Source organism: Bradyrhizobium genosp. P (genome assembly GCF_049949265.1).
Lineage (GTDB): Bacteria > Pseudomonadota > Alphaproteobacteria > Rhizobiales > Xanthobacteraceae > Bradyrhizobium.
Genome location: NZ_CP188195.1, coordinates 1,103,812 through 1,128,371, shown reverse-complemented (window position 1 = coordinate 1,128,371; position 24,560 = coordinate 1,103,812). Strand labels below are relative to the sequence as shown.

At 64.1% G+C, this 24,560-nt stretch carries 23 protein-coding genes; 8 read left to right on the top strand and 15 right to left on the bottom strand.

The features are described from left to right. Positions 1 to 63 precede the first annotated feature (63 nt). Positions 64 to 1,557: a sensor domain-containing diguanylate cyclase gene (locus ACP2YO_RS05440; protein ID WP_426439763.1), complete on the top strand. Its 1,494-nt coding sequence runs from the start codon at positions 64 to 66 to the stop codon at positions 1,555 to 1,557. Between the two features lie 110 nt (positions 1,558 to 1,667). Here ACP2YO_RS05440 and galU read toward each other — a convergent pair whose 3' ends face one another. Then, the gene (gene galU / locus ACP2YO_RS05435) at positions 1,668 to 2,543 is read right to left on the bottom strand and encodes a UTP--glucose-1-phosphate uridylyltransferase GalU (RefSeq protein WP_426439761.1); all 876 of its coding nucleotides are present in this window, start codon (positions 2,541 to 2,543) and stop codon (positions 1,668 to 1,670) included. Between the two features lie 155 nt (positions 2,544 to 2,698). After that, positions 2,699 to 3,997: an NADH:flavin oxidoreductase/NADH oxidase family protein gene (locus ACP2YO_RS05430; RefSeq protein ID WP_426439759.1), complete on the bottom strand. Its 1,299-nt coding sequence runs from the start codon at positions 3,995 to 3,997 to the stop codon at positions 2,699 to 2,701. Between the two features lie 80 nt (positions 3,998 to 4,077). Here ACP2YO_RS05430 and ACP2YO_RS05425 point away from each other — a divergent pair, with 80 nt between their 5' ends. The 3 genes from ACP2YO_RS05425 (at position 4,078) to ACP2YO_RS05415 (ending at position 7,956) form a co-directional block, all read left to right on the top strand. After that, a complete protein-coding gene (locus tag ACP2YO_RS05425) occupies positions 4,078 to 4,497 on the top strand; it encodes a MerR family transcriptional regulator (protein ID WP_426439757.1) in 420 nt (139 codons plus the stop codon). A gap of 104 nt (positions 4,498 to 4,601) precedes the next feature. After that, positions 4,602 to 6,011 carry a lytic murein transglycosylase gene (locus ACP2YO_RS05420; RefSeq protein ID WP_426439755.1) on the top strand — a complete coding sequence of 470 codons (1,410 nt, stop codon included), beginning with the start codon at positions 4,602 to 4,604 and terminating at the stop codon, positions 6,009 to 6,011. 157 nt (positions 6,012 to 6,168) lie between these two features. Continuing rightward, complete coding sequence (locus ACP2YO_RS05415; protein WP_426439753.1) at positions 6,169 to 7,956, top strand: DUF459 domain-containing protein; 1,788 nt, start codon at positions 6,169 to 6,171, stop codon at positions 7,954 to 7,956. Positions 7,957 to 8,072: 116 nt separating this feature from the next. On the opposite strand, the gene ACP2YO_RS05410 is transcribed toward ACP2YO_RS05415, so the two are convergent. Both ACP2YO_RS05410 and ACP2YO_RS05405 read right to left on the bottom strand, forming a co-directional pair. Beyond that, positions 8,073 to 8,447, bottom strand: a complete 375-nt coding sequence (locus tag ACP2YO_RS05410) for a CsbD family protein (RefSeq protein WP_426439751.1) — start codon at positions 8,445 to 8,447, stop codon at positions 8,073 to 8,075. A gap of 160 nt (positions 8,448 to 8,607) precedes the next feature. Then, positions 8,608 to 9,342, bottom strand: coding sequence for an SDR family NAD(P)-dependent oxidoreductase (locus tag ACP2YO_RS05405; RefSeq protein ID WP_426439749.1), 735 nt, complete (start codon positions 9,340 to 9,342; stop codon positions 8,608 to 8,610). A 183-nt stretch (positions 9,343 to 9,525) separates the two neighbouring features. Here ACP2YO_RS05405 and ACP2YO_RS05400 point away from each other — a divergent pair, with 183 nt between their 5' ends. Together ACP2YO_RS05400 and ACP2YO_RS05395 are read left to right on the top strand one after the other, a co-directional pair. Continuing rightward, positions 9,526 to 10,305: an SDR family NAD(P)-dependent oxidoreductase gene (locus ACP2YO_RS05400; protein ID WP_426439747.1), complete on the top strand. Its 780-nt coding sequence runs from the start codon at positions 9,526 to 9,528 to the stop codon at positions 10,303 to 10,305. A gap of 102 nt (positions 10,306 to 10,407) precedes the next feature. Continuing rightward, a complete protein-coding gene (locus ACP2YO_RS05395) occupies positions 10,408 to 11,295 on the top strand; it encodes a TauD/TfdA dioxygenase family protein (RefSeq protein WP_426439745.1) in 888 nt (295 codons plus the stop codon). A gap of 229 nt (positions 11,296 to 11,524) precedes the next feature. Here the strand turns inward: ACP2YO_RS05395 and ACP2YO_RS05390 are convergent, their stop codons facing one another. After that, a complete protein-coding gene (locus ACP2YO_RS05390; protein WP_426443076.1) occupies positions 11,525 to 12,184 on the bottom strand; it encodes a YqgE/AlgH family protein in 660 nt (219 codons plus the stop codon). A gap of 136 nt (positions 12,185 to 12,320) precedes the next feature. On the opposite strand from ACP2YO_RS05390, the gene ACP2YO_RS05385 reads away from it, so the two are divergent. Next, positions 12,321 to 13,160, top strand: a complete 840-nt coding sequence (locus tag ACP2YO_RS05385) for a protein-disulfide reductase DsbD domain-containing protein (protein WP_426439743.1) — start codon at positions 12,321 to 12,323, stop codon at positions 13,158 to 13,160. 282 nt (positions 13,161 to 13,442) lie between these two features. Next, positions 13,443 to 14,816, top strand: coding sequence for a lipopolysaccharide biosynthesis protein (locus tag ACP2YO_RS05380; RefSeq protein ID WP_426443075.1), 1,374 nt, complete (start codon positions 13,443 to 13,445; stop codon positions 14,814 to 14,816). A 96-nt stretch (positions 14,817 to 14,912) separates the two neighbouring features. Here ACP2YO_RS05380 and ACP2YO_RS05375 read toward each other — a convergent pair whose 3' ends face one another. The 10 genes from ACP2YO_RS05375 to ACP2YO_RS05330 all read right to left on the bottom strand — a co-directional run bounded on the left by ACP2YO_RS05375 (position 14,913) and on the right by ACP2YO_RS05330 (position 24,554). Beyond that, complete coding sequence (locus tag ACP2YO_RS05375; protein WP_426439741.1) at positions 14,913 to 15,701, bottom strand: 3-hydroxybutyrate dehydrogenase; 789 nt, start codon at positions 15,699 to 15,701, stop codon at positions 14,913 to 14,915. Between the two features lie 12 nt (positions 15,702 to 15,713). Further along, positions 15,714 to 16,883: a DUF3734 domain-containing protein gene (locus tag ACP2YO_RS05370; protein WP_426439739.1), complete on the bottom strand. Its 1,170-nt coding sequence runs from the start codon at positions 16,881 to 16,883 to the stop codon at positions 15,714 to 15,716. Positions 16,884 to 16,988: 105 nt separating this feature from the next. After that, positions 16,989 to 17,477 (bottom strand): CAP domain-containing protein, encoded by a 489-nt coding sequence (locus ACP2YO_RS05365; protein WP_426443074.1) that lies wholly within the window; start codon positions 17,475 to 17,477, stop codon positions 16,989 to 16,991. A 185-nt stretch (positions 17,478 to 17,662) separates the two neighbouring features. Next, positions 17,663 to 18,712 (bottom strand): sulfate/molybdate ABC transporter ATP-binding protein, encoded by a 1,050-nt coding sequence (locus ACP2YO_RS05360; protein ID WP_426439737.1) that lies wholly within the window; start codon positions 18,710 to 18,712, stop codon positions 17,663 to 17,665. Continuing rightward, a complete protein-coding gene (cysW, locus tag ACP2YO_RS05355) occupies positions 18,702 to 19,664 on the bottom strand; it encodes a sulfate ABC transporter permease subunit CysW (protein WP_426439735.1) in 963 nt (320 codons plus the stop codon). Before cysW ends, ACP2YO_RS05360 begins: the two co-directional genes overlap by 11 nt. Positions 19,665 to 19,675: 11 nt before the next feature. Further along, positions 19,676 to 20,482 carry a sulfate ABC transporter permease subunit CysT gene (gene cysT, locus ACP2YO_RS05350; RefSeq protein WP_426443073.1) on the bottom strand — a complete coding sequence of 269 codons (807 nt, stop codon included), beginning with the start codon at positions 20,480 to 20,482 and terminating at the stop codon, positions 19,676 to 19,678. Between the two features lie 63 nt (positions 20,483 to 20,545). After that, positions 20,546 to 21,535: a sulfate ABC transporter substrate-binding protein gene (locus tag ACP2YO_RS05345; RefSeq protein ID WP_426439733.1), complete on the bottom strand. Its 990-nt coding sequence runs from the start codon at positions 21,533 to 21,535 to the stop codon at positions 20,546 to 20,548. Positions 21,536 to 21,668: 133 nt separating this feature from the next. Beyond that, positions 21,669 to 22,394: a phosphoadenylyl-sulfate reductase gene (locus ACP2YO_RS05340; RefSeq protein ID WP_426443072.1), complete on the bottom strand. Its 726-nt coding sequence runs from the start codon at positions 22,392 to 22,394 to the stop codon at positions 21,669 to 21,671. 2 nt (positions 22,395 to 22,396) lie between these two features. After that, on the bottom strand, positions 22,397 to 22,912 hold the full coding sequence (locus ACP2YO_RS05335; protein WP_426439731.1) for a DUF934 domain-containing protein: 516 nt from the start codon (positions 22,910 to 22,912) through the stop codon (positions 22,397 to 22,399). Next, a complete protein-coding gene (locus ACP2YO_RS05330; protein ID WP_426439729.1) occupies positions 22,899 to 24,554 on the bottom strand; it encodes a nitrite/sulfite reductase in 1,656 nt (551 codons plus the stop codon). Before ACP2YO_RS05330 ends, ACP2YO_RS05335 begins: the two co-directional genes overlap by 14 nt. Positions 24,555 to 24,560 lie beyond the last annotated feature (6 nt).

Here is a 24,560-nt window from a genome sequence, read left to right as displayed (position 1 = left end):
CGCTGTCGTCACTTAAGGCGTCAACAACATTTCCGGATGCATGACTGCAGTTTGGAGCGGGACATGCCATTTCGGCGGGGTAAGGACCCAAGACGGCGCTGGCGGCTATCGGCGAAACTGCTGATCGCCTCGTCGGTTGCGACCGTCATCGGCTTCTCCGCCATCTGCGCCAGCGTGATGCTCGATATGCGCCGCGGCGAGGAGGAACTGGCCCGCCAGACGCTGGAGAATCTGGCATCCGGCATCGACGCCGACATCAGCCGCAACATCGAGCTCTACGACCTGTCGCTGCGTGCGGTCGTCAGCAATCTGGTGATGCCCGAGCTCGGTAACGTCAAAAAAGAACTGCTTCACCTGATCCTGTTCGATCACGCCGCGACCGCCAAGCATTTCGGCGCGATCCAGGTGTTCGACGCAGGCGGCAATCTGACCGTCGACGCCGCCAGCCTGGATCCGCGGCCGGAGAACCGCAGCGACGAGGAATACTTCACCGTTCATCGCGACGATCCCAATGTCGGCTTGTTCATCAGCCGGCCGATGCTGCATCGCGGCGCCTATGCCATCGTGCTGAGCCGGCGCATCACGGGCGAAGACGGCCGCTTCCTCGGCGTCGTGGTCGGCTCGATCCGCTTCAGCTATTTCCACGATTTGTTCGGGCGGCTGAACCTCGCGCGCGGCGACACCATCACCGTGCTGCGCCATGACCGCACCATCATCATGCGGACGCCGTTCGACCTCGACGTCATCGGCAAGAACCTCGCGGAGCGGCCGACCTGGAATCCCGCGAACCTGAAGGAAGGCGGCTCGTTTGCCGGACAGGGCCCGGTGGACGCAACGCCACGGCTCTATATCAGGCGCGGCGGAGCCAGCCCGCTTTTCGTCGTGGTCGGAAAGCCGCTCGACAGCATCTTCAAGCTCTGGCGCACTGAGGCGATCCGGATCGGCGCCGTCATGGCGGCGCTGATCGTGTTTGTGCTCGGCACGGCAATGTTCCTCGGCCGCGAGATCGGCCGCCGCGCCGACGCCGAGGACAGGCTCGAGGAGATGGCGACGACCGACGCGCTCACCGGCCTGAAGAACCGCCGCAAGTTCGACACCGAGATCGACATCGAGTGGCGCCGCGCGGCGCGGCAGGGCCAGCCGGTCGCGCTGTTGATGATCGATGCCGATCATTTCAAGGCCTACAACGACACTTACGGCCATCAGGCCGGCGACCAGGTGCTGGTCGGGATCGCGATCTGCATTTCGGATGCGGTCCGTCGCGCCGGCGAATGCGCCGCGCGTTTCGGCGGCGAGGAGTTCACGGTGCTGCTGCCCGGAACCAGCGCGGTCGACGCGTTCAACGTCGCCGAAGCCGTTCGCTTGAGGGTCGAGCAATGGTGCGAAGGCGAGATCACCACGACGGTGAGCATCGGCATCGCCAGCATGCGGCCGGATACGGGCCAGTCATGGGCCGACCTCATCGAGGCCGCCGACAAGGCGCTCTACGCCGCCAAGGCCAACGGCCGCAACCAGTCGGTGCTCGCAAGCGGTCCGAAGTTTTCGCTGGTGGCGTGAGGCTAGTTGCGCGACTCTCGCCCCATCGTCGTCCCGGGCTTTCGCCGGGACGACACCGAATTTGTTGCCTTACGTCGTCATCGCGTGCGCATCGCGATGCGCCGCTCCGGTCACTCCCCCAGATACTTCTTCATCTCGGCGCGCAAGCCGTCGCGCAGATCGGCGCGCTTGAGGCCGTAGGCGATGTTGGCGCGGAGGAAGCCGGCCTTCGAGCCGCAGTCGTGGCGCTCGCCCTCGAACTCGACGCCGTAGAAACTCTGCGTCTTGGCAAGCCCGATCATCGCGTCGGTGAGCTGGATCTCGCCGCCAGCGCCGCGCTCCTGCGTCTCCAGGATCTTGAAGATCTCGGGCTGCAGGATGTAGCGGCCGGTGATCGAGAGATTGGAGGGCGCGGTGCCCTTCGCCGGCTTCTCCACCATGCCGTTGACCTCGAAGATCTTGCCGGTGCGCTTGCCGACGCCACAGATGCCGTATTGATGGGTGAGATGGTCGGGCACCGGCTCGACCGCGATCACATTCGACTTGTCGCCGAGCTTCGCCGCCGCTTCGATCATCTGCTTGAGACATCCCGGCGTGTTCAGCACCAGTTCGTCCGGCAGCACCACCGCGAACGGCTCGTTGCCGATGATGTCGCGCGCGCACCATACCGCGTGTCCGAGCCCGAGCGGCGCCTGCTGCCGGGTAAAGCTCATCGCGCCGGCCTCGGGCTGGCTCTGCGCCAGGATCTCCTGCTCGGTCTTCTTGCCACGCGCGGCCAGCGTGGTGTCGAGTTCGAACATGCGGTCGAAATGATCCTCGATCACGCCCTTGTTGCGGCCAGTGACGAACACGAAATGCTCGATGCCGGCTTCGCGGGCTTCGTCGACGACGTACTGGATCAGCGGCTTGTCGACGATGGTCAGCATCTCCTTCGGCATCGCTTTGGTGGCAGGCAGCACGCGGGTGCCGAGACCGGCGACGGGAAAAACGGCTTTGCGGATTTTCATGGGATGATCGGAGGCCTTGAAACGGATGGGAAGGCGCGAGGTAATCACGCCTTGGTAGCTGTTTTGCAGCCGAGAACAAAGGCGGATGTGTGATCGCGACAGCGTCCCCGATCGGCAACAGCGCGCCTATTTCTTAGCCAGCCTTCCGGCCGCCGCTATCGTGACATCCCGGCGACATGTGCACTCGTTTGCGATGAGGTCCGCGAATCCTTGGGCGTACCAACAACCGATGACGACGCCATCCAGCGGCGGTACTTGCGGGTGAGCAACGCAGTGCGTAGCTGGCTGAGCAACAACGCCTTGAGCGGCGAAACGCCGGGATTGGGGTCGCGGCCCCGGCTCAGCCGCCTGAGCTGGAATTTGACGACGGCCATCGTGGCGACCGAGGCGAGCGGCTTGCTCTTCCAGGTGATCGGCGCGACTTCTGGCCGCGGGTCCTCGCCATTGCGCCAGGTAAGCGGCAAATCGGGTTTGATCGCCAGCGCAGTCCCGATGCCTGCGATCGCAACGCCGCTGTCGAGAACCTGATGCACGACGCCGATGCGACGGATGCCACCGGTGACCATCACCGGCATCCTCGCGACCGCTGCGATGTCGCGCGCGAATTCCAGGAAATAGGCCTCTCGCGCCAGTGTGCGGCCATCACGGGCGACGCCTTGCATCGCCGGTGCCTCGTAGCTGCCGCCGGAAAGCTCCACCAGATCGACCGGCAGCGCATTCAGCATCGCGACGACGCTTTTCGCGTCGGCTGCATCGAAGCCGCCACGCTGGAAATCGGCCGAGTTCAGCTTGACCGCAACCGAAAAACCCGGCGACACGACCGCGCGGACGGCTTTCACGGTTTCGATCAAGATCCGCGCCCGGTTCTCGAGCGACCCGCCCCAGTGGTCGGTACGCCGGTTCGTCAGCGGCGACAGGAACTGGCTGATCAGATAGCCGTGCGCAGCATGGATCTGGACGCCGGAGAAACCCGCCTGCTCTCCGAGTATCGTCGCGTTGGCAAAACGTGTGATGACCTCAAGGACATCCTGCTCGGTCATCGCCTTCGGTGTCGTAAACAGTTTCGAATGCTTGCCGAGGTCGAGCGGCACCGCCGACGGGGCCCAAGTTTCCTGGCCCAGATTCTTCATCGTCTGCCGGCCGGGATGATTGAGCTGCAACCACATCTGGGCGCCCCTGGCCCGCCCGGCACGCGTCCAGTTGCGGAACCCCTCGAGCGGAACCCCGTCCTCCAGCACGACCCCACCGGGACCGGTCATGGCGCGGCGATCAATCATGACATTGCCGGTAATGATCAGGCCGCTGCCGCCGTCCGCCCATCCCTGATAGAGGCGAAGCAGTTCGGCCGAGGGCAGGTGCTCGGCATCAGCCATGTTCTCCTCCATCGCCGCCTTGGCGATACGGTTGGGAACAACGGTTCCGTTGGGCAGTGTGAGCGATTCGAATGGTGACATGGCCGCGCCTTTCGGTTGACGCGCGGCACTCTAAGATTAAAGTTGACTTTAAGGTCAAGGATGAATTGGGAGCGCATGGCGTGAAGATCGGAGAATTGGCGAGAGAGGCCGGCCTGGCGCCCTCACGTATCCGCTATTACGAGCGCCAGGGCCTGATCGGCTCGATCGACCGGGGCATCAACGGCTATCGACAGTATTCGCGCGGGACCCGACAGCTGCTGGAGATCATCATTATCGCCCAGCAAGCCGGATTTTCGCTCGACGAGATCCGCAACCTGCTGCCGCCCCCTGGTGAGGCCGGCCAGAGCCGTGGCAAGCTGCTGGCCGCTCTCAAGGGCAAGGTGATCGACGTCGAAACCCTTCAGCGGCGCTTGTCCGAAACGCACGCCGGTCTGAAGACGGTGATCGCGAAGATCGAAGCGCTGCCTCCCGGTGGCGATTGCTATGAAAACATCGAAGATGTGCTGGCCGGCATCAGAGAACCGTCCAAGGTCGAGTGACGAAGCCGGACGGCACGTGCCGCCGCCTCCAAAATCTCGCCTTTGTTAAGCTATTGGAAACCGTGACGAGGCCTTCTGAGACGAACGTTCCAAGGCAGGCACCCATGCGGTCGATGGCATCAGCGAAGTCCAACCGGGCCGGCACGATCATTGTCGTGCTGGCACTTCTGGTGTCCGGCGGCGGCCTCTTCGTGCCCGGCAAGGCCTTGGCCCAATCATTGGCCCAATCATCGGGCAACGGACTGACGAGCCTGATCGATAGCATCTTTTCGAAGTCGAGCCCGCCGCCGCAGGCTGCGACCGGACAGGACGGCGCGGCGCCACCCTGGAGCGGCGAGGACGGCGCCTCCGGCCATCCGCTGATGACCGCCGACGCGATCCGTCAGGCGGCGGCGAACTTTCCGAACTGCGTCGCCTCGATGTGGCCGGATGCCGCACGGCGCAACATCAGCCAGCCGAATTTTGAGCGCTTCACCGCGGGCCTCCAGCCCGACCTGCGCATCATGGATCTCCTGGATTCGCAACCCGAATTCACCAAGGCGATCTGGGACTATCTCGACATCCTGGTGAACGACGTCAGACTCGCCAAGGGCCGCGAGATCCTCGCCAAGTACAAGCCGCAATTCGACGCCACCGAGAAGGCCTATGGCGTCGACCGCTATATCATCGCGGCGATCTGGGGCATCGAGTCGAATTATTCGACCCAGATGGGCGACCGCAGCGTGGTGCAATCGACCGCGACACTTGCCTGCGTCGGCCGCCGCCAGGCCTATTTCAAGGACGAGTTCCTGTCGGCGCTTGAGATCCTCAACCGCGGCGATCTGCGGCCTGAGCAGATGCGCGGCTCCTGGGCCGGAGCCTTCGGCCCGACCCAGTTCATGCCGACCGCGTTCAAGCGCTACGCCGTCGACGGAGACGGTGACGGCCGCCGCGACGTGGTCGACGATGCGAGCGACCTGATCGCCTCGACCGCCAACAATCTGAAGAAGGACGGCTGGCAGAGCGGCGCGAGCTGGGGCTACGAGGTCGTGGTTCCCGAGGGCTTCAACTACATGCTGGCCGACCGCGCCAAGGCGATGCCGCTGTCGCAATGGGAGCATCTCGGGCTGAAGCGCGCCAACAACGAGCCGTTCCCGCGGCCGTCCGAGAAGGCCTATCTGCTGGCCCCAGCCGGGACCTCCGGCCCGGGCTTTCTGATGTTGCAGAATTTCCGGGTGATCATGAAATACAATCCGGCCGAGGCCTATGCGCTGGCGATCGGCCATTTCGCCGACCGCCTGCGCGGCGGCCCGCCTTTCATACAGCCCTGGCCGCGCCAGGAACGCGTGCTGTCGCGGGCCGAGCGGCTGGAACTGCAACAGCTGCTCGCCCAGCGCGGCTTCTACCGGGGCACTCCGGACGGCCAGCTCGGCGGCATGACCCGCGAGGCGCTGCGTGGCTTCCAGGCCTCGATCGGGGCGCCGGCCGACGGATTTGCCTCCGCCGAGGTTCTGGAACGGCTGCGCGGCCGCTAGGCCGGTCCGTGCGGGCCGAAAGTAACCGTGAAATCCGGTATTTGGCTGACGCCTTGACGGCGGCCGGTTCAGCCCGATTTATGGTGGAAAAGCTGCCCGCGTGCGGCCCGATTCCGCTAGTATGTTGGGCACTTCCAGATCATTGCGACCGAACCCAATGCCGAAGCCGAAATCCTTTCTGCGCGTGTTCACCGAAGCCGGCCCGCTGGTCGCGCTAACAGTTGTGGTCGTCTTGCTGCTTGGCATCGCAGGCCCCGCCTCGGCGCAGTTCTTCAACTTCCCGGGTTTCGGCAATCCGCCGCAACGACAGGCGCCGCAGCGACAGCGAGGCGGCGGCGGCGGTGGCGGTGGCTGGTTCGGTGGCGACTTCTTCGCGCCGTTCCAGCAGCAGCAGCCGCAACAGCCGCAGCGGCCACGCGAGGATTTCTCGCGCGCACCGGGGCCGGCCAAACGTGACACCGCGGCCGAGCGCAACGTGCTGGTGCTCGGCGACGCCATGGCCGACTGGCTTGCCTATGGTCTCGAGGATGCCTATTCCGACCAACCCGACATGGGCGTGATCCGCAAGCACAAGACGGTGTCGGGCCTGATCCGCTATCAGCCCAAGGGCGATCCCGCGGACTGGGCAGCGGCCGCCAGGGGCATTCTCGCCACCGAGACTCCCGATGCGATCGTCGTGATGCTCGGCCTCAACGACCGCATCTCCATGCGCGAACCGGTCGTGGAAAAGAAGGTCGACAAGAAGGACGACAAAAAGGACCCACGCGCCAAAACCGATGCCAAGCCGGATGCAAAGCCCGGCGACGCCAGGTCTGATGCCAGGTCTGATACCAAGTCTGATACCAAGTCCGATACCAAGTCCGGCGACGCGAAGCCCGATGCTGTGGCGAAGCCTGCCGACAAGCCGGTCGACACCGAGCTGTCGCCCGACGACGCTGCCGACAGCGACACGCCGCAGCTTAGCTCGCCCGACAAGGCCGCGCGCACGCCGAACGGCGTTTACGAGTTCCGCGACGACCGCTGGGTCGAGCTCTACAGCAAGAAGATCGAGGAGATGATCAACGTGCTGAAGAGCAAAGGCGTGCCAGTGCTGTGGGTCGGCCTGCCCGCGATCCGCGGCCAGAAGGGCACCTCGGACATGCTGTTCCTCGACGCGCTCTACCGCGATGCCGCCGGTAAGGCCGGCATCACCTATGTCGACGTCTGGGACGGATTCGTCGACGAGTCGGGCCGCTTCCTGCAGAAGGGACCGGACTTCGAAGGCCAGATCCGCCAGCTGCGCACCTATGACGGTGTGTTCTTCACCAAGCCCGGCGCGCGCAAGCTTGCGCATTATGTCGAGCGCGAGGTGACGCGCCTGCTCGCCGCGCGCACCGGCCCGATCGCGCTGCCGAGCGAACCGGCAACGCCCGACGCCAGCGCCGAGCCGGGCAAGCCCGCGCCGCGTCCGCTCGCTGGTCCGATCCTGCCGCTGGTCGCGTCCTCGGTAGGCACCGATCAATTGCTTGGCGGACCGGGGTCGCGACCCGCTGCCGTCGACGCGCTCGCCGCAAAGACGCTGGTGAAGGGCGAGCCGCTGGCGCCGCCCGCCGGCCGCGCCGACGATTTCGCCTGGCCGCGCCGCGAGATCGGCCGCGAACAGGCCAAGGGCGACGTCCCGGTCGCAGCAACCACGCCGGCCGCCCCGGCGAATCCGCCGCCCTCGACCACGGCAATCGCACCTGACGGCACCATCATCACCGCGCCGCAGAAGCCCGCACCGAGGCGCGTGTTCCGCCCGGCCCAGACCCAACCGCCGCCGCAGCCATCGCTGCGTGATTTCTTCGGGTTCGGCGCGCCGCCGCAACGGCCGCTGGTCGCCCCGCAGCCGCGCGCGCCGGGACCGCCACGACCGCCGGCCAATGTCGGCCGCGCCGCGTCGGTGCCGGGTAACGCCGTGCAATAGACAAGCGATTGCGGACTGTGGGCGGATGAGTGGGACGCCTTCCCCACTGATACATCGCGCAAAAACGGCGGGTTAGGCGTCGCCAACCCGCCCCACGCACTCCGTGCAGCTCAGTCTCAGCCGTAATAGCGCCAGCGCGGCGGCGGGCGGCGCGGCTGGCGGGTCATCAGCAGGGCAAGCGCAAAGCCGATGCCGCCGGCGATTAGGAGCGAACCGAGCGGATTGTCCTGCACGGTCTGGGCCATCGCCTTCTGGCCACCACGGATGGTTTCGCCGCGGTTGTCGTAAGCATCCTTTGCATAGTTGACTGCCGTGTCAGCCGCATCGCGCGCGGCGTCCTTGGCCTGGCCGTAGAGATCCTGCACCGATCCGGCAGCCTCACGTACGCGACCCGTGGCCTGCGTGCTGGCGTCGCCTGTCAAATCGCCTGCGGCACCCTCGACCTTGCCGGCAAACTCTTTCGCCGATCCGTAGATACGATCCTTGTCCATCGTGGCTGCTCCTGATTTGTCAGGGAGCTAACCTGCAAGCCCGTCGCAAGTTCCTGCGACCAGAGCCCCGTTCCGCTGGAATCGGAACGGGGTTCTCGATTCCTTTTTGGACGCGTTTTCCAGACGCGAACCGGTATCCACTTCGCGGGAAGAAAACGCTTTAGAGAATGAGACCGCCGTCAACGATGATGGTCTGGCCGACGATGTAGGACGACAGCGGCGAGGCCAGGAACAACGCGGCGCCGGCCATGTCTGCGGGCGTGCCGAGCCGCTTCAGGGGGATACGCTCAAGCGCACCTTCGAGGCGTTTGGGATTTGACGTCGTCACCCTGGTCATCTTGGTGTCGACGAGACCGGGCGCGATGCCGTTGACGCGGATGCCATCCTCGGCCCAGGCCTCGCCGAGCGTGCGGGTCAAACCGACCGCGCCGGTCTTCGAGGCGTTGTAGGCCGGATTGCCCATCGTTGAATGATAGGCCGCGGTCGAGCTGACGATGATCAGCGAGCCTTTGCTGGCGCTGAGCATCGGATGGAATTTTGTCGCGCAGGCCATCAGGCTCATCAGATTGACCTCCATCACCTTGCGGAAGCCTTCCATCTCGAATTCCCCGCGGCGGTAAATCACCGCGCCCTGCGCCAGCACCAGCACGTCGAGCCGATCGAACGACGGCTTGAATTGGGCGATGCCTTGCGGATCGCTGACGTCGAGCTGCGCGTAGGCGAGACCGTCGAGATCTGAGCCGTCCTCGGCGGAATAATCGCTCGCACTTGCGCGGGTGCCGCAGACGCCGACGCCCGCACCCTTGGCACGGAATGCCTGCGCGATGCCGTTGCCGATGCCGCTGGAGCCGCCGACCACCAACACCTGCTTGCCTGAGAAATCGAGCTCGTTCATCGCGCGGTCCTCTCGTCTGCTCTTCTTGTGATTGGGCATGATCATTCCCCGAAAGCCAACGTCGAACTTGCGTTAATGCGCTGCCACGCTGCCCGGATCAGGTCATCGGTTTGACCTCTCGGCGGATCGGTGCCAGCCTTGTCACTCTCACAACGCACCACGCCTCCTTCCGCGAGTACCGCCATGTCCGAATTCAAGAAGCTTGACCGCTCGGTGAAGGGACTCACCGTTCTCGTCACGGGAGCAGCCAGCGGCATGGGCCATGCCACCGCGTGCGTGTTCGCCGATGAAGGCGCCAATGTCGCCGTCACCGATCTCACCGCGGAGGGCACGCTAGCCGTGGCGAAAGAGATCGCTGCCGCCGGCGGCTCCGCAAAGGCCTGGGTGCTCGATGTTTCGGATCGTGATGCCATCACCAGGGTCGTCAACGATGTCGCCGCGCATTTCGGCGGGCTCGATATCATCATCAACAACGCCGGCATTTCGGTGCGCGTGCCGATCGACGATCCCGGCTATGAAGATGCCTGGGCGAAAGGCATAGCGGTGATGCTGACGGCGCATCCGCGCATCATCCGTGCCGCGCTGCCCTATTTGCGCAAGTCGAGGTCGCCGCGCGTCGTCAACATCGCCTCCACCGAGGGGCTCGGCGCGACCGCGCTGCACAGCCCCTATTCCGCGGCGAAAGCCGGCGTCACCGGGCTGACGCGCTCCCTCGCCGTGGAACTGGGCCGCGATGGCATCACCGTGAACTGCATCTGCCCGGGACCGATCCGCACGGCGATTACCGATCGCATCTCCGAGGAGCACAAGACGATCTACGCCAAGCGCCGCACGGCACTCGGCCGCTACGGCGATCCGGAAGAGGTCGCGCACATGACGCTGAGCCTGTGCCTGCCCGCCGCATCGTTCCTGACCGGGGCGGTCATTCCGGTGGACGGCGGGTTGATGGCGAGGAATGCCTGATGTGCGCTCGGCCTTCGAGCGTTGACAGCTCGACGTCACGGAGTAGCCTTCGCTTCAAACGAAGCGGGACAAGCCGCCCGCAGCGCGACGGGGAGATACGTCATGACTGTCCTGATCCGGCAGCTTCACAAACATTTCGTCGGCGAGGTGTCCGGCGTCGACCTGCGCAAGCCGCTGACCGAGCAGGAGGCGATCGACATCGAAGCCGGCATGGACAAATATGCCGTGCTGGTGTTCCACGGCCAGGACATCACCGATGAGCAGCAGCTTGGGTTTGCGTTGAACTTCGGCGATCGCGAAAAGTCACGCGGCGGCACGGTGACCAAGAAGGAGGACTACCGCCTCTCCTCCGGGCTGAACGACGTTTCCAATCTCGGCAAGGACGGCAAGCCGCTGCCGAAGGATCACCGCACCCATCTGTTCAATCTCGGCAACTGCCTGTGGCACTCGGACAGCTCGTTCCGCCCGATCCCGGCAAAATTCTCGCTGCTGTCGGCGCGCATCGTGAACCCGAAGGGCGGCAACACGGAATTCGCCGACATGCGCGCCGCCTACGACGCGCTCGACGACGAGACCAAGGCCGAGATCGAGGACATGATCTGCGAGCACTCGCTGATGTATTCGCGCGGCTCGCTCGGCTTCCTCGACTACTCCGACGAGGAGAAGGAGATGTTCAAGCCGGTGCTGCAACGCCTGGTGCGCACCCATCCGGTGCACGGCCGCAAGTCGCTGTATCTGTCGTCGCATGCGGGAGCGATCAGGGACATGAGCATGCCGGAGGGCCGGGTCTTGCTGCGCGATCTCACCGAGCACGCCACGCAGGGCGAATTCGTCTACGTGCACAAATGGACGCTGCATGATCTCGTGATGTGGGACAACCGGCAGACCATGCACCGGGTGCGCCGCTACGATCAGTCGCAGCCCCGCGACATGCGCCGCGCCACGGTGGCGGGCACTCAGCCTACGGTGGCGCAGCAAGCCGCGGAGTAGACGGTAGTTTTTGCGCGATGCAGGCGCGGCATACACCACCTCTCCCCTTGTGGGAGAGGTCGGATTGCATCGCAGATGCAATCCGGGTGAGGGGTTCAGAACTATCGGCGAGCGGCAGTCCCTCGAAAGACCTGTACCCCTCACCCGGACGGCATTCCGCTGCGCTGCATGCGTTCCCGCCTCTCCCACAAGGGGAGAGGCGGGTCGGAGCAAGCGGATGGAAGATTAACTACGCGTGCCCGGCTTCGTTGGAGAGCATGCCGGGATCGATGCCGATCTTGCGCAGGGCGCGGAGGTATTTCTCGTCGACATCCGCGCCGAAGATCAGTTCCGGATCGGCGTCGCAGTGCAGCCAGCCATTGTGCTGGATCTCGGTCTCGAGCTGGCCCGGCGCCCATCCGGCATAGCCCAGCGCCAGGATCGCATGCTTGGGGCCGGCGCCCTTGGCGATCGCCTTAAGGATATCGACGGTCGCGGTCAGCGAGATACCGTCGTCGATGTTCAGCGTCGCGTCCTGGATGTAAAAGTCGCTGGAGTGCAGCACGAAGCCGCGGCCGGTATCGACCGGGCCGCCCTTCATCACCTTCATCATCTCGGCATTTTCCGGCAGCATGATCTGGTCGGCCTTCTGGATGATGTCGAGCTGGACCAGCAGGCCGGGAAAATCGATGCTGCCGGCCGGACGGTTGACGATGATGCCCATCGCGCCTTCGGAGGAATGGGCGCACATGTAGATCACGGAACGCTCGAAGCGCGGGTCGCTCATCACAGGCATCGCGATCAGCAACTGGCCGTCAAGGTAGCCTTCGTCGGTCGCGTTATGACCGATGCCGGCGCTCTTGCCGCGAGGTGTCTTGCGTGTCTTGGCTTCCTTGCCTTCAGGGCGCATCCGCAAAGGCCTTTCCTGCTGATTTGGCATCCTGATATTGGGTCGCGGTTCTGTCAATCAAGCTTCGCGGCCCTCGCCGCGATGCATCACAAGCAATTCAATGGTTGGCAACGAAAGTTGCAGGTAAAGACGTCTCATGATCGTCATAGTTCCCTTGCGGGCCACATTCGGCTTTGCCGCCGCTCTGTCCGTCGCATGCATGGCAACGCAGGTGCGTGCCGACGACGCCTCGCCGTGGTTGCAGGATACGCATTCCGCGGTCAGGCTGCTGGCGGGATCGCGCAGCGGCGCGGTGCTGCTCGGCGGCATCGCCATCCGGCTGCAGGGCGAATGGAAAACCTACTGGCGGACGCCGGGCGATTCCGGCGTGCCGCCGCGGTTCGATTTTTCCAAGTCGGATAATGTCGAAGCGGTGACCGTGATGTGGCCGGCACCGCGGCAATTCGACGACGGCGCCGGCGGCACGTCGCTCGGCTACAAGCATCAGGTGGTGCTGCCACTGCGCATCGTCGCGAAGAATCCCGACAAGCCGCTGACCTTGCGCGCCGACATCAACTACGCGGTGTGCGAGAAGCTGTGCGTGCCGGTGGAAGCCAAGGCCGAGCTTGCATTCGCGAGCGTTGCGAGCACCGAGGACGGCGCATTGTCGGAGGCGCTCAACGCCGTGCCGAAGCCCGCCAATGTCGGCGATCCCAACCCACTGACGATCCGCGACGTCAAGCGCGACGGCAAGAACAACGTGGTGGTCGACGTCACCGCTCCCGAGAGCCGCGATCTCAGCCTGTACGTCGAGGGGCCAACACCGGACTGGGCGTTGCCGGTACCGAAGCTGGTCGAAAACTCGCCGCCCGGCGTGAAGCGCTTCTCCTTCGAGCTCGACGGCCTGCCCCCCGGCGCCAACCCCGAAGGTGCCGCGCTGAAGCTGACGCTGGTCGGCGGCGGCAAGAGCTATGAATTCAATATTAATTTGAATTAGCTGGCGGGTTGGCATTTGAGCCCGCCTCCATCGTCATCCCGACCTAGTGCGCAATTGCGCACGGGGGCCGGGACCCCATCAACCAGCGAATTGAATGAGTGAGAAAAGCCGACTCCGCTTGTGCCTTTTCCGCAGGCCGCGGCGTATGGGTCCCGGCTTTCGCCAGGCGCATGCCGGGACGACAAGTAGGCGTCGCCATCCAACCTAATCTTAACGTTTCGTTGATAGGTCAGGGCATTGCCGCCGCCTCGCGGCGTTCAGGAATTTCCTGCCTTGACCGTGATGGAAACCCAATCCACAACCACGGTGCCGTCGGGCCCGGTCGCACGCCTGCGCGGGCTGCTGGCGCGTATGGTCGGCGGCACCAGCGAGGCGTCGGTCACAAAGCGGCTTGCCGGCACCATCTTCATCATCCGCGTCATCAGTGCCGCCATCGCCTACCTGGCGCAGATCCTGCTGGCGCGCTGGATGAGCGGCTCGGACTACGGCATCTACGTCTATGTCTGGACCTGGGTGTTGCTGCTCGGCAGCACCATGGATTTCGGCATTGCCGCCTCCGCGCAGAAGATCATCCCGGAATACCGCGCCAGCGGCGACAGCGCTAAGATGCGCGGCTTCCTGTCCGGCAGCCGCTGGATGACGCTTGCAGCGTCCACCATTGTCGCGCTGCTGCTCGCGGGCTCGATCCGGGCGTTGTCACCCTGGATCGATGCCAAGGCGATTGTCCCGCTCTATATCGGCTGCCTGACGTTGCCGCCCTTCGTCGTCGCCAACACGCAGGACGGCATCGCGCGCGCGCACGACTGGATGCAGCTCGGCCTGATGCCGCAATTCATCGTGCGCCAGGGGCTGATCATCGCCCTGACTGCCGGTGCGCTGGTGCTCAGCCTCAATCTCGGCGCGACGGTTGCGATGGCCGCGAGCGCGGCGGCGGTCTACATCGCGGCGATCGGCCAGATGATCGCGCTGAACCGACGCCTCGCCGCCCATGTCGGGCCGGGCGAGAAGACCTATGATGTGGGAGGCTGGCTCGCGATCTCTCTGCCGATCATGCTGGTCGAGAGCTTCTATCTGCTGCTCAACTACACCGACGTGCTGGTGCTACAGCAATTCCGCTCCTCCGAGGAGGTCGGCATCTACTTTGCCGTGGTGAAGACGCTGGCGCTGGTATCCTTCATCCATTACGCGATGTCGGCGACCACGGCGCATCGCTTCGCCGAATACAACGCGCTCGGCGACAAGGACCGGCTGTCGGCCTATGTCGCGCACGCGATCAGCTGGACATTCTGGCCGTCGCTGTTTGCTACCGTCGCTCTGCTGGCATTCGGCAGGCCGCTATTATGGCTGTTCGGCCCGCATTTCGTCGCCGGCTACAACATCATGCTCGTCGCGGCGATCGGGCTCGTCGTGCGCTCGGCGATCGGGCCGGTGGAGCGGCTCCTGAACATGCTCGGCCATCAGCGCATCTGCGCGATGGCATATGCGGTATCCTTCCTGATGAATGTCGGGCTCTGCATCGCACTGGTGCCGCGCTACGGCGGCATAGGCGCGGCGGCCTCGACCTCGATCTCGCTGACCTTCGAAACGATCCTGCTGTTCTACGTCGTGCGCTCGCGCCTCGGCCTGCACGTGCTGGCGTTCGGGAAACGCAGATAGGCGCAAGCCAATCGCATCAGTGAATAATATTGATCCAAAACGAAAGCCGGCCCTGATCCAATCAGGGCCGGCTTTTCGCTACCTGTGTCCGCCGTGTTACTCCGCGGTCCAGCCGCCGTCGATTGAGAGGTTGGCGCCGGTGATCTGCGCGGCGTCATCGCCGCACAGGAACAGCGCCAGCGCTGCGACCTGCTCAGAGGTCACGAACTCCTTGGTTGGCTGCGCGGCCAGCAGCACGTCCTTGATGACCTGTTCCTTGGTCATGTTGCGCGCCTTCATGGTCTCCGGAATCTGGTGCTCGACCAGCGGCGTCCAGACATAGCCCGGCGAGATGCAGTTGCAGGTGATCTTGAACTGGGCGAGCTCGAGCGCCACGGTCTTGGTCAGGCCGGCGATGCCGTGCTTGGCCGAGACATAGGCCGACTTGAACGGCGAGGCGACCAGCGAATGCGCCGAGGCGGTGTTGATGATACGGCCCCAGCCGCGCTTCTTCATGCCGGGCACCGCGGCGCGGATGCCGTAGAAGGCGGACGACAGATTGATCGCGATGATCGCTTCCCACTTCTCCGGCGGAAACTCCTCGATCGGCGAGACGAACTGGATGCCGGCATTGTTGACGAGGATGTCGACCGAACCGAAGGTCTTTTCACCGAGCGCGATCATGTCGGCGATCTCGGCCGGCTTGGTCATGTCGGCCGGAGAATACGCGGCCTTGACCTTGAAGTCGGTCTCGATGCCGGAGCGTTCCTTCTCGATGTCGGCTGGAACGCCCATGCCATTGAGGACGACATTGGCGCCGGCGCCGGCGAAGGTGCGCGCATACGCCAATCCAATGCCGCTGGTCGAGCCGGTCACAACGGCGGTCTTGCCTGTCAACGTACCCATTCTGCTTCGCTCCTATTTGCTTTCGGGGGGATTGGAATCGTCCCCCGTGAGGTCGTAAGTCACCATCGTTTCCCCGGACTGTGGCCGTTCTAGCCATTCTTTGTGACGCATCGACAAATGCACGTCGCGGACCCCGGCGCTCCAGTGCTCGACCATTCCGACATGCGAGAAGTCGTAATCCTTCGACGAGCTCTCGTAATTCTTGCTCTTGTAGATCAGGTGCACCACCGTGACGGTGTTCTCCTTCGAGGCCTTGCGCAGGAGCTCGACCGACGGATCGTCCTTCAGATGCTCCGGCAGTTTGTTGATCAGGTCGCGCACCGCCATGCGGGCGTTGTGAACCTGCTTGTTCTTGTCGGTGTTCATCCGGGTCCGGCTGGAAAAACGGATGTCCTTTTCGCGCTCGGTGGCCTCCAGCAGCGTCTCCGGCAAGCGTCCTCGCGCGCTGAACAGGTCGACCTGGAAGATCAGGAGATCGCGGTCGGTCTCCTCTTCGAGCACGAAATCGAGCGGCGTGTTGGAGGCGATGCCGCCGTCCCAGTAATGTTCGCCTTCGATGACGACGGACGGAAAGCCCGGCGGCAGCGCACCGGAGGCCATGATGTGCTCCGGGCCGATTTTCTTGCCGAGTTTCTTGAATTCGTGATTGTCGAAGTAGCGGAAATTGCCCGTGGTGACGCCGACCGCGCCGACCGACAGGCGCGTCTTCAGATCGTTGATGCGGTCGAAATCGACCAGACGCTCCAGCGTCTTTTTCAGGGGCGAGGTGTCGTAATAGCTCAGCGATTGCGAGCTGCCGGGCGGCCACAACGGCGCCGGCGGGATGCGCGGCGCGAAGAAGCCGGGCACGCCGAAGGTCGCGATGATGGCGGCGCTGGTCTCGTTGAAGAGCGAGCGGGCGCGCTCGCCGGAGACCAACGGATTCCAGGGCACCGGCGACGACGCCATCTCCCAGAATTCCTTCAGGCGAGCCACGCGCTTGTCCGGATCGTTGCCAGCGATGATCGCGGCATTGATGGCGCCGATCGAGATACCGGCGATCCATTCCGGCTCGAAGCCTGCGTGACAAAGCGCCAGAAAGGCACCGGCCTGGTAGGAACCGAGCGCGCCGCCGCCCTGGAGAACCAGCACGCGCTGCGCTTGCGCGGGCGCCGAGTCTGGCGCGGAATCCGAGGTATCCATTCGAAACCGTTCAGTCAGGAAATGAGGTGATGCGCACCGTGGCCGCTGTTCGGCACCGCGTCAATCAGCGAGATGAGGGGTCAGATCACGCGGAATTTATCGAAATCAGGTTGCCGCCAGAATGAGCGTCCAGAACACCTTGTATTTGCTGTTTGGAGCATAGGCCGCCGCAATGCCCATTTTTGTGACACCGCCTTTCAGCATGTTGGCTTTGTGCGGCGGGGAATCGCGCCAGCCGGAAAATGCTTCGGCCAGTGTGTGATAGCCGGCGGAGATGTTTTCGACCGCCACCGTCGCGGGATAGCCGCCGGCCTCCAGGCGCTTGCCGAGCGGAGCCTTCACATCGTGGTCCATCTTGTTGCGAGCGGCCATCGCCTGCGACTGCTGATCGGCGAGCCTCATCAGGTCGGGATCCACCACCACGGCGCCAAGCCCATTGTTCTGGCGATATTGCGAGAACAGGATCGCCGCCGCCGGGGCGTCAAGGACGGCGCCAGGCTGAGCCATGTTGAGATACATGGCTGGCTCTTCCGGGATTTTGGTGTCCGCGGCGCAGCCGGCAAGCACCAGAAGCCCGAAAAGGGCGACCGTCATCCGTTTCACTGAGAGAATCCCCAAGGTTGGCCTGCCGTTGTTGCATACCAACCGTGGCTGAATGGTGAAGAGAGGGAAATTTGGCCGCCCATACGCCGTCATTCCGAGGCGATGCGACAAGCATCGAACCCGGAATCTCGAGATTCCGGGTTCGGTCCTGCGGACCGCCCCGGAATGACAGGCACCTACTCCTGGGCGGCAAAGATCCGGTAGCGGCGGGGTTGCAGGGAGACGATTTCGCCGGCCTGCAGTTCGCGGTCGCGAGGGGCATCGATCTCGATCACGGTCCTGCCCTCGCCGCCCGACAGGGTGACCTCCGCGCGCTGGATCGGGCCGAACGAGCGGACATGCCTGATGGCACCGTCCAGCACACCGGTTCCCGCCGGGCCGATCGCCATGTCATGGCGACGGACGAACAGCTTGGCCGCGCCGGATGCCGCGCCATGGGCCGCGATATTCAGGGGGCGGCCGTCCAGCCGCACCGCATCGCCGCTGACGTCGACCGGGAGCACGACGGATTCGCCGATGAAGCCGTGCACGAAGGCGGTCGCTGGATTGTCGTAGACCTCGCCGGGCGTACCGATCTGCTCGATCTTGCCCTTGTCCATCACCACCACCCGGTTCGCGACCTCGAGCGCCTCCTCCTGATCATGGGTGACGAAGATCGAGGTGACGTGGATCTCGTTGTGCAGCGAGCGCAGCCACTGCCTGAGTTCTTTCCGCACCTTGGCATCGAGCGCGCCGAACGGTTCGTCGAGCAGCAGGATGCGCGGTTCGATCGCGAGCGCCCGCGCCAGCGCGATGCGCTGACGCTGGCCGCCGGACAATTGGCTCGGATAGCGGTTCGCAAGCCAGTCGAGCTGCACCAGATCGAGCAGCTCCTTGACGCGGGCACGGATCGTCGCCTCGTCCTTGCGGATCGCCCGCGGCTGCACGCGCAGGCCGAAGGCGACGTTCTCGAACACCGTCATGTGGCGGAACAGTGCGTAATGCTGAAACACGAAGCCGACCTGGCGCTCGCTGGCACCACGAGACAGCGCATTCTCGCCGTCGATCGCGACCTCGCCGGTGTCAGGCCAGTCCAGCCCTGCGATGATCCGCAGCAGCGTGGTCTTGCCGGAGCCGGACGGGCCCAGCAGCGCCAGAAGCTCGCCGTCGGCGACCTTGAGGTCGACATTGTCGAGCGCGGCAAAGCTGCCGAACTTCTTTACGATGTTCCTGACTTCAATCGCCATCGGGCACCTCGGTTTCGTCCAGACGCCGCTCGGGGATGGTCTTCACGACAAGCGTGATCAGCGCCAGCATCGCGAGCAGCGACGCGATCGCGAACGACGATACGAACTGATATTCGCTGTAGAGAATCTCGACCAGGAGCGGCATCGTGTTGGTCTCGCCGCGGATGTGGCCGGAGACGACCGACACCGCGCCGAACTCGCCCATGGCGCGCGCATTGCAGAGCAGCACACCGTAAAGCAGGCCCCATTTGATGTTGGGCAGCGTGACCCGGAAGAAGGTCTGCAGGCCGGATGCGCCGAGCGAGATCGCCGCTTCTTCTTCCTGAGTGCCTTGCTCCTGCATCAGCGGGATCAGCGCGCGCGCTACGAACGGGAACGTGACGAAGATGGTCGCCAGCACCAGCCCGGGCACAGCGAACAGGAGGTGGACGTTGTGCGCTTGCAGCCACGGCCCGAAGTAGCCCTGCGCACCGAACAGCAGCACGAAGACGAGGCCCGAGATCACCGGCGAGACCGAGAACGGCAGATCGATCAGCGTGATCAGGAAGGTCTTGCCGGTGAATTCGAACTTCGAGATCGCCCAGGCCGCGACGATGCCGAAGACGAGATTGAGCGTGACCGAGATCGCGGCGACCAGCAGCGTTAGCTTGATGGCGGCGAGCGCCTCCGGCTCGACCAGCGCCGCGAAATAGGCGCCGACGCCTTTCGAGAAGGCCGAAGCAAACACCACGACCAGCGGCAGCACGACGAACACGCTGAGGAAGGTGATCGCCAGCGCGATGATGATGAACCGTATTGGCCCCGGCTCGGTGCGCAGATTCCGCAGCGCAGTGCTCGGCCGGGCATGCGCGATCTCAAGCCGCGGCGCCGGAGCCGCGACACCGACGTCGGTTGCCGGCGCGTAGGTCCGCAACTCCGTGGTCGAGGTCGCCAATCCCGTTTGCATCGACATCCCTGACATCCTCAATGCACGGGAATGCGGGCCTGCGCCCAGCGCTGCAGCCGGTTGATCACGAAGATGATCAGGAACGAGGCCAACAACATCACGACCGCGATCGCGGTGGCATCGGCATAGCGGAATTCGGACAGTCGGATCACGATCAACAGCGGCGCGATCTCCGAAACATTCGGCAGATTGCCGGCGATGAAGATCACCGAGCCGTACTCACCGATAGCCCGCGCAAAGGCGAGCGCAAAGCCGGTCAGCAAGGCCGGGATCAGGCTCGGCAGGATGACGCGGAAAATCGTGTGCCAGCGGTTGGCGCCGAGGCTCGCCGCCGCCTCCTCGATCTCGGGATCGAGGTCGATCAGCACCGGCTGCACGGTTCGCACGACAAAGGGAATGCCGATGAAGACCATCGCGACGAAGATCCCGATCGGCGTGAACGCGACCTTGATGCCGAGCTCGGCGAGCGGCGCACCGAGCCAGCCCTTCTGTGCGAACAACTGTGTCAGCGCGACGCCGGCCACCGCGGTCGGCAACGCAAAGGGAATGTCGACGATGGCATCGAACAGCCGCCGTCCCGGAAAGCGATAACGCACCAGCGCCCAGACGATGATGGTACCCATCACCAGATTGACGCACGCCGCGGCAAACGACAGGCCGAACGAAATCTTCAACGCATTCAGCGTGCGGCGGCTGGTGACGATGCCCCAGAACTGATCGAGGCTGAGCTCGAACGTCTTGAGGAAAAGGGCTGCCAGCGGAATCAAGATGATGACGGAGAGCCAGGTCAGGGTCAGCCCCATGGTGAGACCAAACCCCGGCATGGTGCTGCGCCGTGCGACCGCTGTGCTCACAAATCCCCCTGTTGAACTCTGCTCGCGACCACGTCAGTTCTTGTAGATCTGATCGAAGATGCCGCCTTCGCCGAAGTGATCCTTCTGGGCCTTGGTCCAACCGCCGAAAACGTCGTCGATGGTGAAAAGTTCGACCTTCGCGAAGGATTTTTCATACTCCTTGGCGATTTCAGGGTCGCGCGGCCGATAGGAATTGCGCGCAGCGATTTCCTGGCCTTCCTTGCTGTACCAGTATTTCAGATACGCTTCGGCGACGGCGCGCGTGCCCTTTTTATCGGCAACCGTATCGACCACGGCGACCGGCGGCTCGGCGAGAATCGACAGCGGCGGTGCTACGATCTCGAACTTGTCCTGGCCGAATTCGCGTTGCGCCAGATAGGCTTCGTTCTCCCACGCGAGCAGCACGTCGCCGACGCCGCGCTCGACGAAGGTCACGGTTGAGCCGCGCGCGCCGGTATCGAGCACCGGCACGTTCTGGTAGAGATCGGCGACGAACTTCTTCGCCTTCTCGGCCGAGCCATACTTCTTCTGCGCGTAACCCCAGGCGGCCAAATAATTCCAGCGCGCCCCCCCTGACGTCTTCGGGTTCGGCGTGATGACGCTGACGCCGGGTTTAATCAAATCGTCCCAGTCCTTGATGCCCTTGGGATTGCCCTTGCGCACCAGGAACACGATCGTCGAGGTGTAAGGGGATGCGTTGAGCGGTAACCGCTTCTGCCAATCGGCCGGGAGAAAGCCCTTGGCCGCGATCGCATCGATGTCATAGGCGAGCGCCAGCGTGACGACATCGGCCTGCAAGCCGTCGATCACCGAACGCGCCTGCGAACCCGACCCGCCATGCGACTGCTTGATCTCGACGCTCTTGCCGGTTTCCTTCTGATAGGCCGCGGCGAACGCCTTGTTGAAGTCGACATAGAGCTCGCGCGTCGGATCATAGGACACGTTGAGCAGCGAAACATCGGCGGCGAAGGCCGAGCTTGCCCACAACAGTGCCGCGATCAGCGGCAGGATACGGCGGACCATTTCTTTCTCCATTCAACCTGAGAATGTCAGGGAATATGCAAGACATAACTCGCGGTGAAGTGGTCTTGAGTCAACGAAACCGCTTTTCATTGTTCGCGGCCGCGCAGCGCAGCTGTGCTACGAATTCGCTGCGCTACGACGTCTTTGTCGTGTGGATGCCGCATTCGGTCTTGGTCCGGCCCCGCCAGCGGCCGGCGCGTGCATCCTCGCCTGAAACGGCGCGGCTGCTGCAAGGCATACACCCGACCGACTGATAACCCGATGCGACAAGTGGATGCGGCGGTAGCTCGCCGAGCGTGTAGATCGCCTCAATCTCTTCGCGCGACACGTTGGCGAACGGGTTGAACTTCAGCCTGATGCCGTCGTCCTCGACGACCGGGATGTCGGCGCGGGCGGCACCCTGGAATCGCTTGCGGCCGTTGATCCAGGCCGAGAACGGTTTTAGCGCCCTCGCCAATGGCTCGACCTTCCGGATGCGGCAGCAGGCGTCGGGATCGCTGAACCACAGCTCGCGGTCGGGATCCTCTCGCGACAGCGTTTCGTCGAGCGGCTGGATCGAACGCACATCGGTGAGGCCGAGTGTCTCGATCAGCGTGTCCCGATAGGCGAGCGTCTCGTCGAACAGCCAGCCGGTATCAAGGAAGATCACGGGAATCGATGGATCGACATCCGCCATCACCTTGAGGAGCGCGGCGGACTCCGTGCCGAACGATGACACCAGCGCCAGCCGTTCGCGGCCGATCGTCTTGAGAGCCGTCTCAATCACTTCAGCAGGCGACGCCGCGTGCAGCGCGCGATCGAGTGCCGCCGCAGACGGCAATGCGCCCAGCGGCGCCGGCGACAGCTCTGGTGCAAGCATGCTCACTGACCGGCACTCTCCGAGTGACGCAGCTGCATGCGGCGGTTCAGCGCGGTGACGCGGCCGTCGCCAGTCGGCTGGTAGAACACCGAATAGCGCTTCATGGTCTCGGCAAAGGCGTCAGCGTCGGCGTCCTTTTTCACTTCGAAGGCGTCGAAACCGGCGCGCGTCATGAACACGAACTGGTCACGCAGCACCTGGCCGGTGGCGCGCAGTTCGCCGTCATAACCGTGGCGCTCGCGGAGCAAGCGCGCCTGGCTGTAGGCACGGCCATCGCGAAAGGTCGGGAACACCAGCGCGACCGTGGCCAGACGATCAAGGTAAGGCACGAGATCGTCGAGGTTGCGGTTGTTCGGCCAGATCACGCCGGTCTTGCCGGAACGGCGCAGCAGCGCCTCCGGGTCGGCGAGGAATCGCTCCGATGTCACCAGCACCGCGCCGTCGCCCGGCAGCTCGGCGCCGTCGGCAACGTGGACGAACAGATCAGTGGTTAATCTTCCCTGCTTAACGAGTGGCATAGACCCGCTCCCTGAAAGGCTCGACGCCCAGACGCTTCACCGTGTCGACGAACAATTCCTCGGGACGGTCGCGCAGCGCGAGATAGGCTTCGACAATGTCTTCGGTCACGTCGGCGACTTCCGCATAGGGAACGGCCGGACCGATCAGCGTGCCCATCTGCGCGTTCTCGTCGGCGCGGCCGCCGATCGTGATCTGGTAGAATTCCTCGCCGTTCTTCTCGACGCCGAGAATGCCGATATGGCCGACATGGTGATGGCCGCAGGCGTTGATGCAGCCGGAGATGTTGATGTGGAGACGGCCGATCAGGCCCGCGGTGTCATGGTTGGCAAAGCGCCGCGTCAGCTCCTGCGCGATCGGGATCGAACGCGCATTGGCCAGCGAGCAGTAGTCGAGCCCCGGGCAGGCGATGATATCCGTGACCAAATTGACGTTCGGCGTCGCAAGGCCGAGGCGGTCGAGCGCCTTGAACAGCACCGGCAGGTCGCGTTTGGCGACGTGCGGCAGCGCCAGGTTCTGCTCGTGGCCGACGCGGATCTCGCCGAACGAATATTTGTCGGCGAGATCGGCGACCGCATCCATCTGATCGGCGGTCGCGTCGCCGGGCGGGCCGCCGACCGGCTTCAGCGACAGCGTCACGATCGAATAGCCCTGAACTTTGTGCGCCGAAACTGAATTCTTGCGCCATCGCTCGAACAGCGGATCATGCGCGGCCTGCTTCAGTTCGTCCGGCATGTGCGGCAGCTTTTCATAGGCCGGATAGGAGAACCGCGAGCGGACTTCCTCGACGACGGCACGATCGAGCGTCAGCCCGACATCGCCCATCAGCTTCCACTCCTCGTCGACCTCCTTGGCGAACTTCTCGATGCCGAGCTCGTGCACCAGGATCTTGATGCGGGCCTTGTAGATGTTGTCGCGGCGACCGTACTGGTTATAGACGCGCAGGATTGCCTCGATATAGCTCAGGATATCGCGGCCTGCTACGTACGGCTTGATGGTCTTGGCGATGAACGGCGTGCGGCCGAGTCCGCCGCCAACCAGCACCTCAAAACCGACCTCACCGTCCGCATTCTTGTGCAGGCGCAGCCCGACGTCGTGGATCTTGATCGCGGCGCGGTCGTGCTCGGAGGCGGTGATCGCGATCTTGAACTTGCGCGGCAGGAACGAGAATTCCGGGTGCAGCGTGGTGTGCTGGCGGATCAGCTCGGACCAGATACGGGGATCCTCGACCTCGCCCGGCGCAACGCCGGCCCACTGATCCGAGGTGACGTTGCGCATGTTATTGCCGGAGGTCTGCATCGCGTGGATGCCGACATCGGCGAGATCGGCCAGCGCATCCGGCAGCTCGGAGAGCTTGATCCAGTTGAACTGGATGTTCTGCCTTGTGGTGAAGTGGCCGTAGCCGCGGTCATAGCGGCGCGCGACATGGGCAAGCCGGCGCAGTTGCTTCGACGACAGCGTGCCATAGGGGATCGCGACGCGGAACATGTAGGCGTGCAATTGCAGGTACACGCCGTTCTGCAGCCGCAGGATCTTGAATTCGTCCTCGGTGAGTTCGCCGGAGAGACGGCGCTTCACCTGATCGCGGAATTCCGAAACGCGCTCGTTGATGAGCGTGCGGTCGAGTTCGTCATATGCATACATGATGGA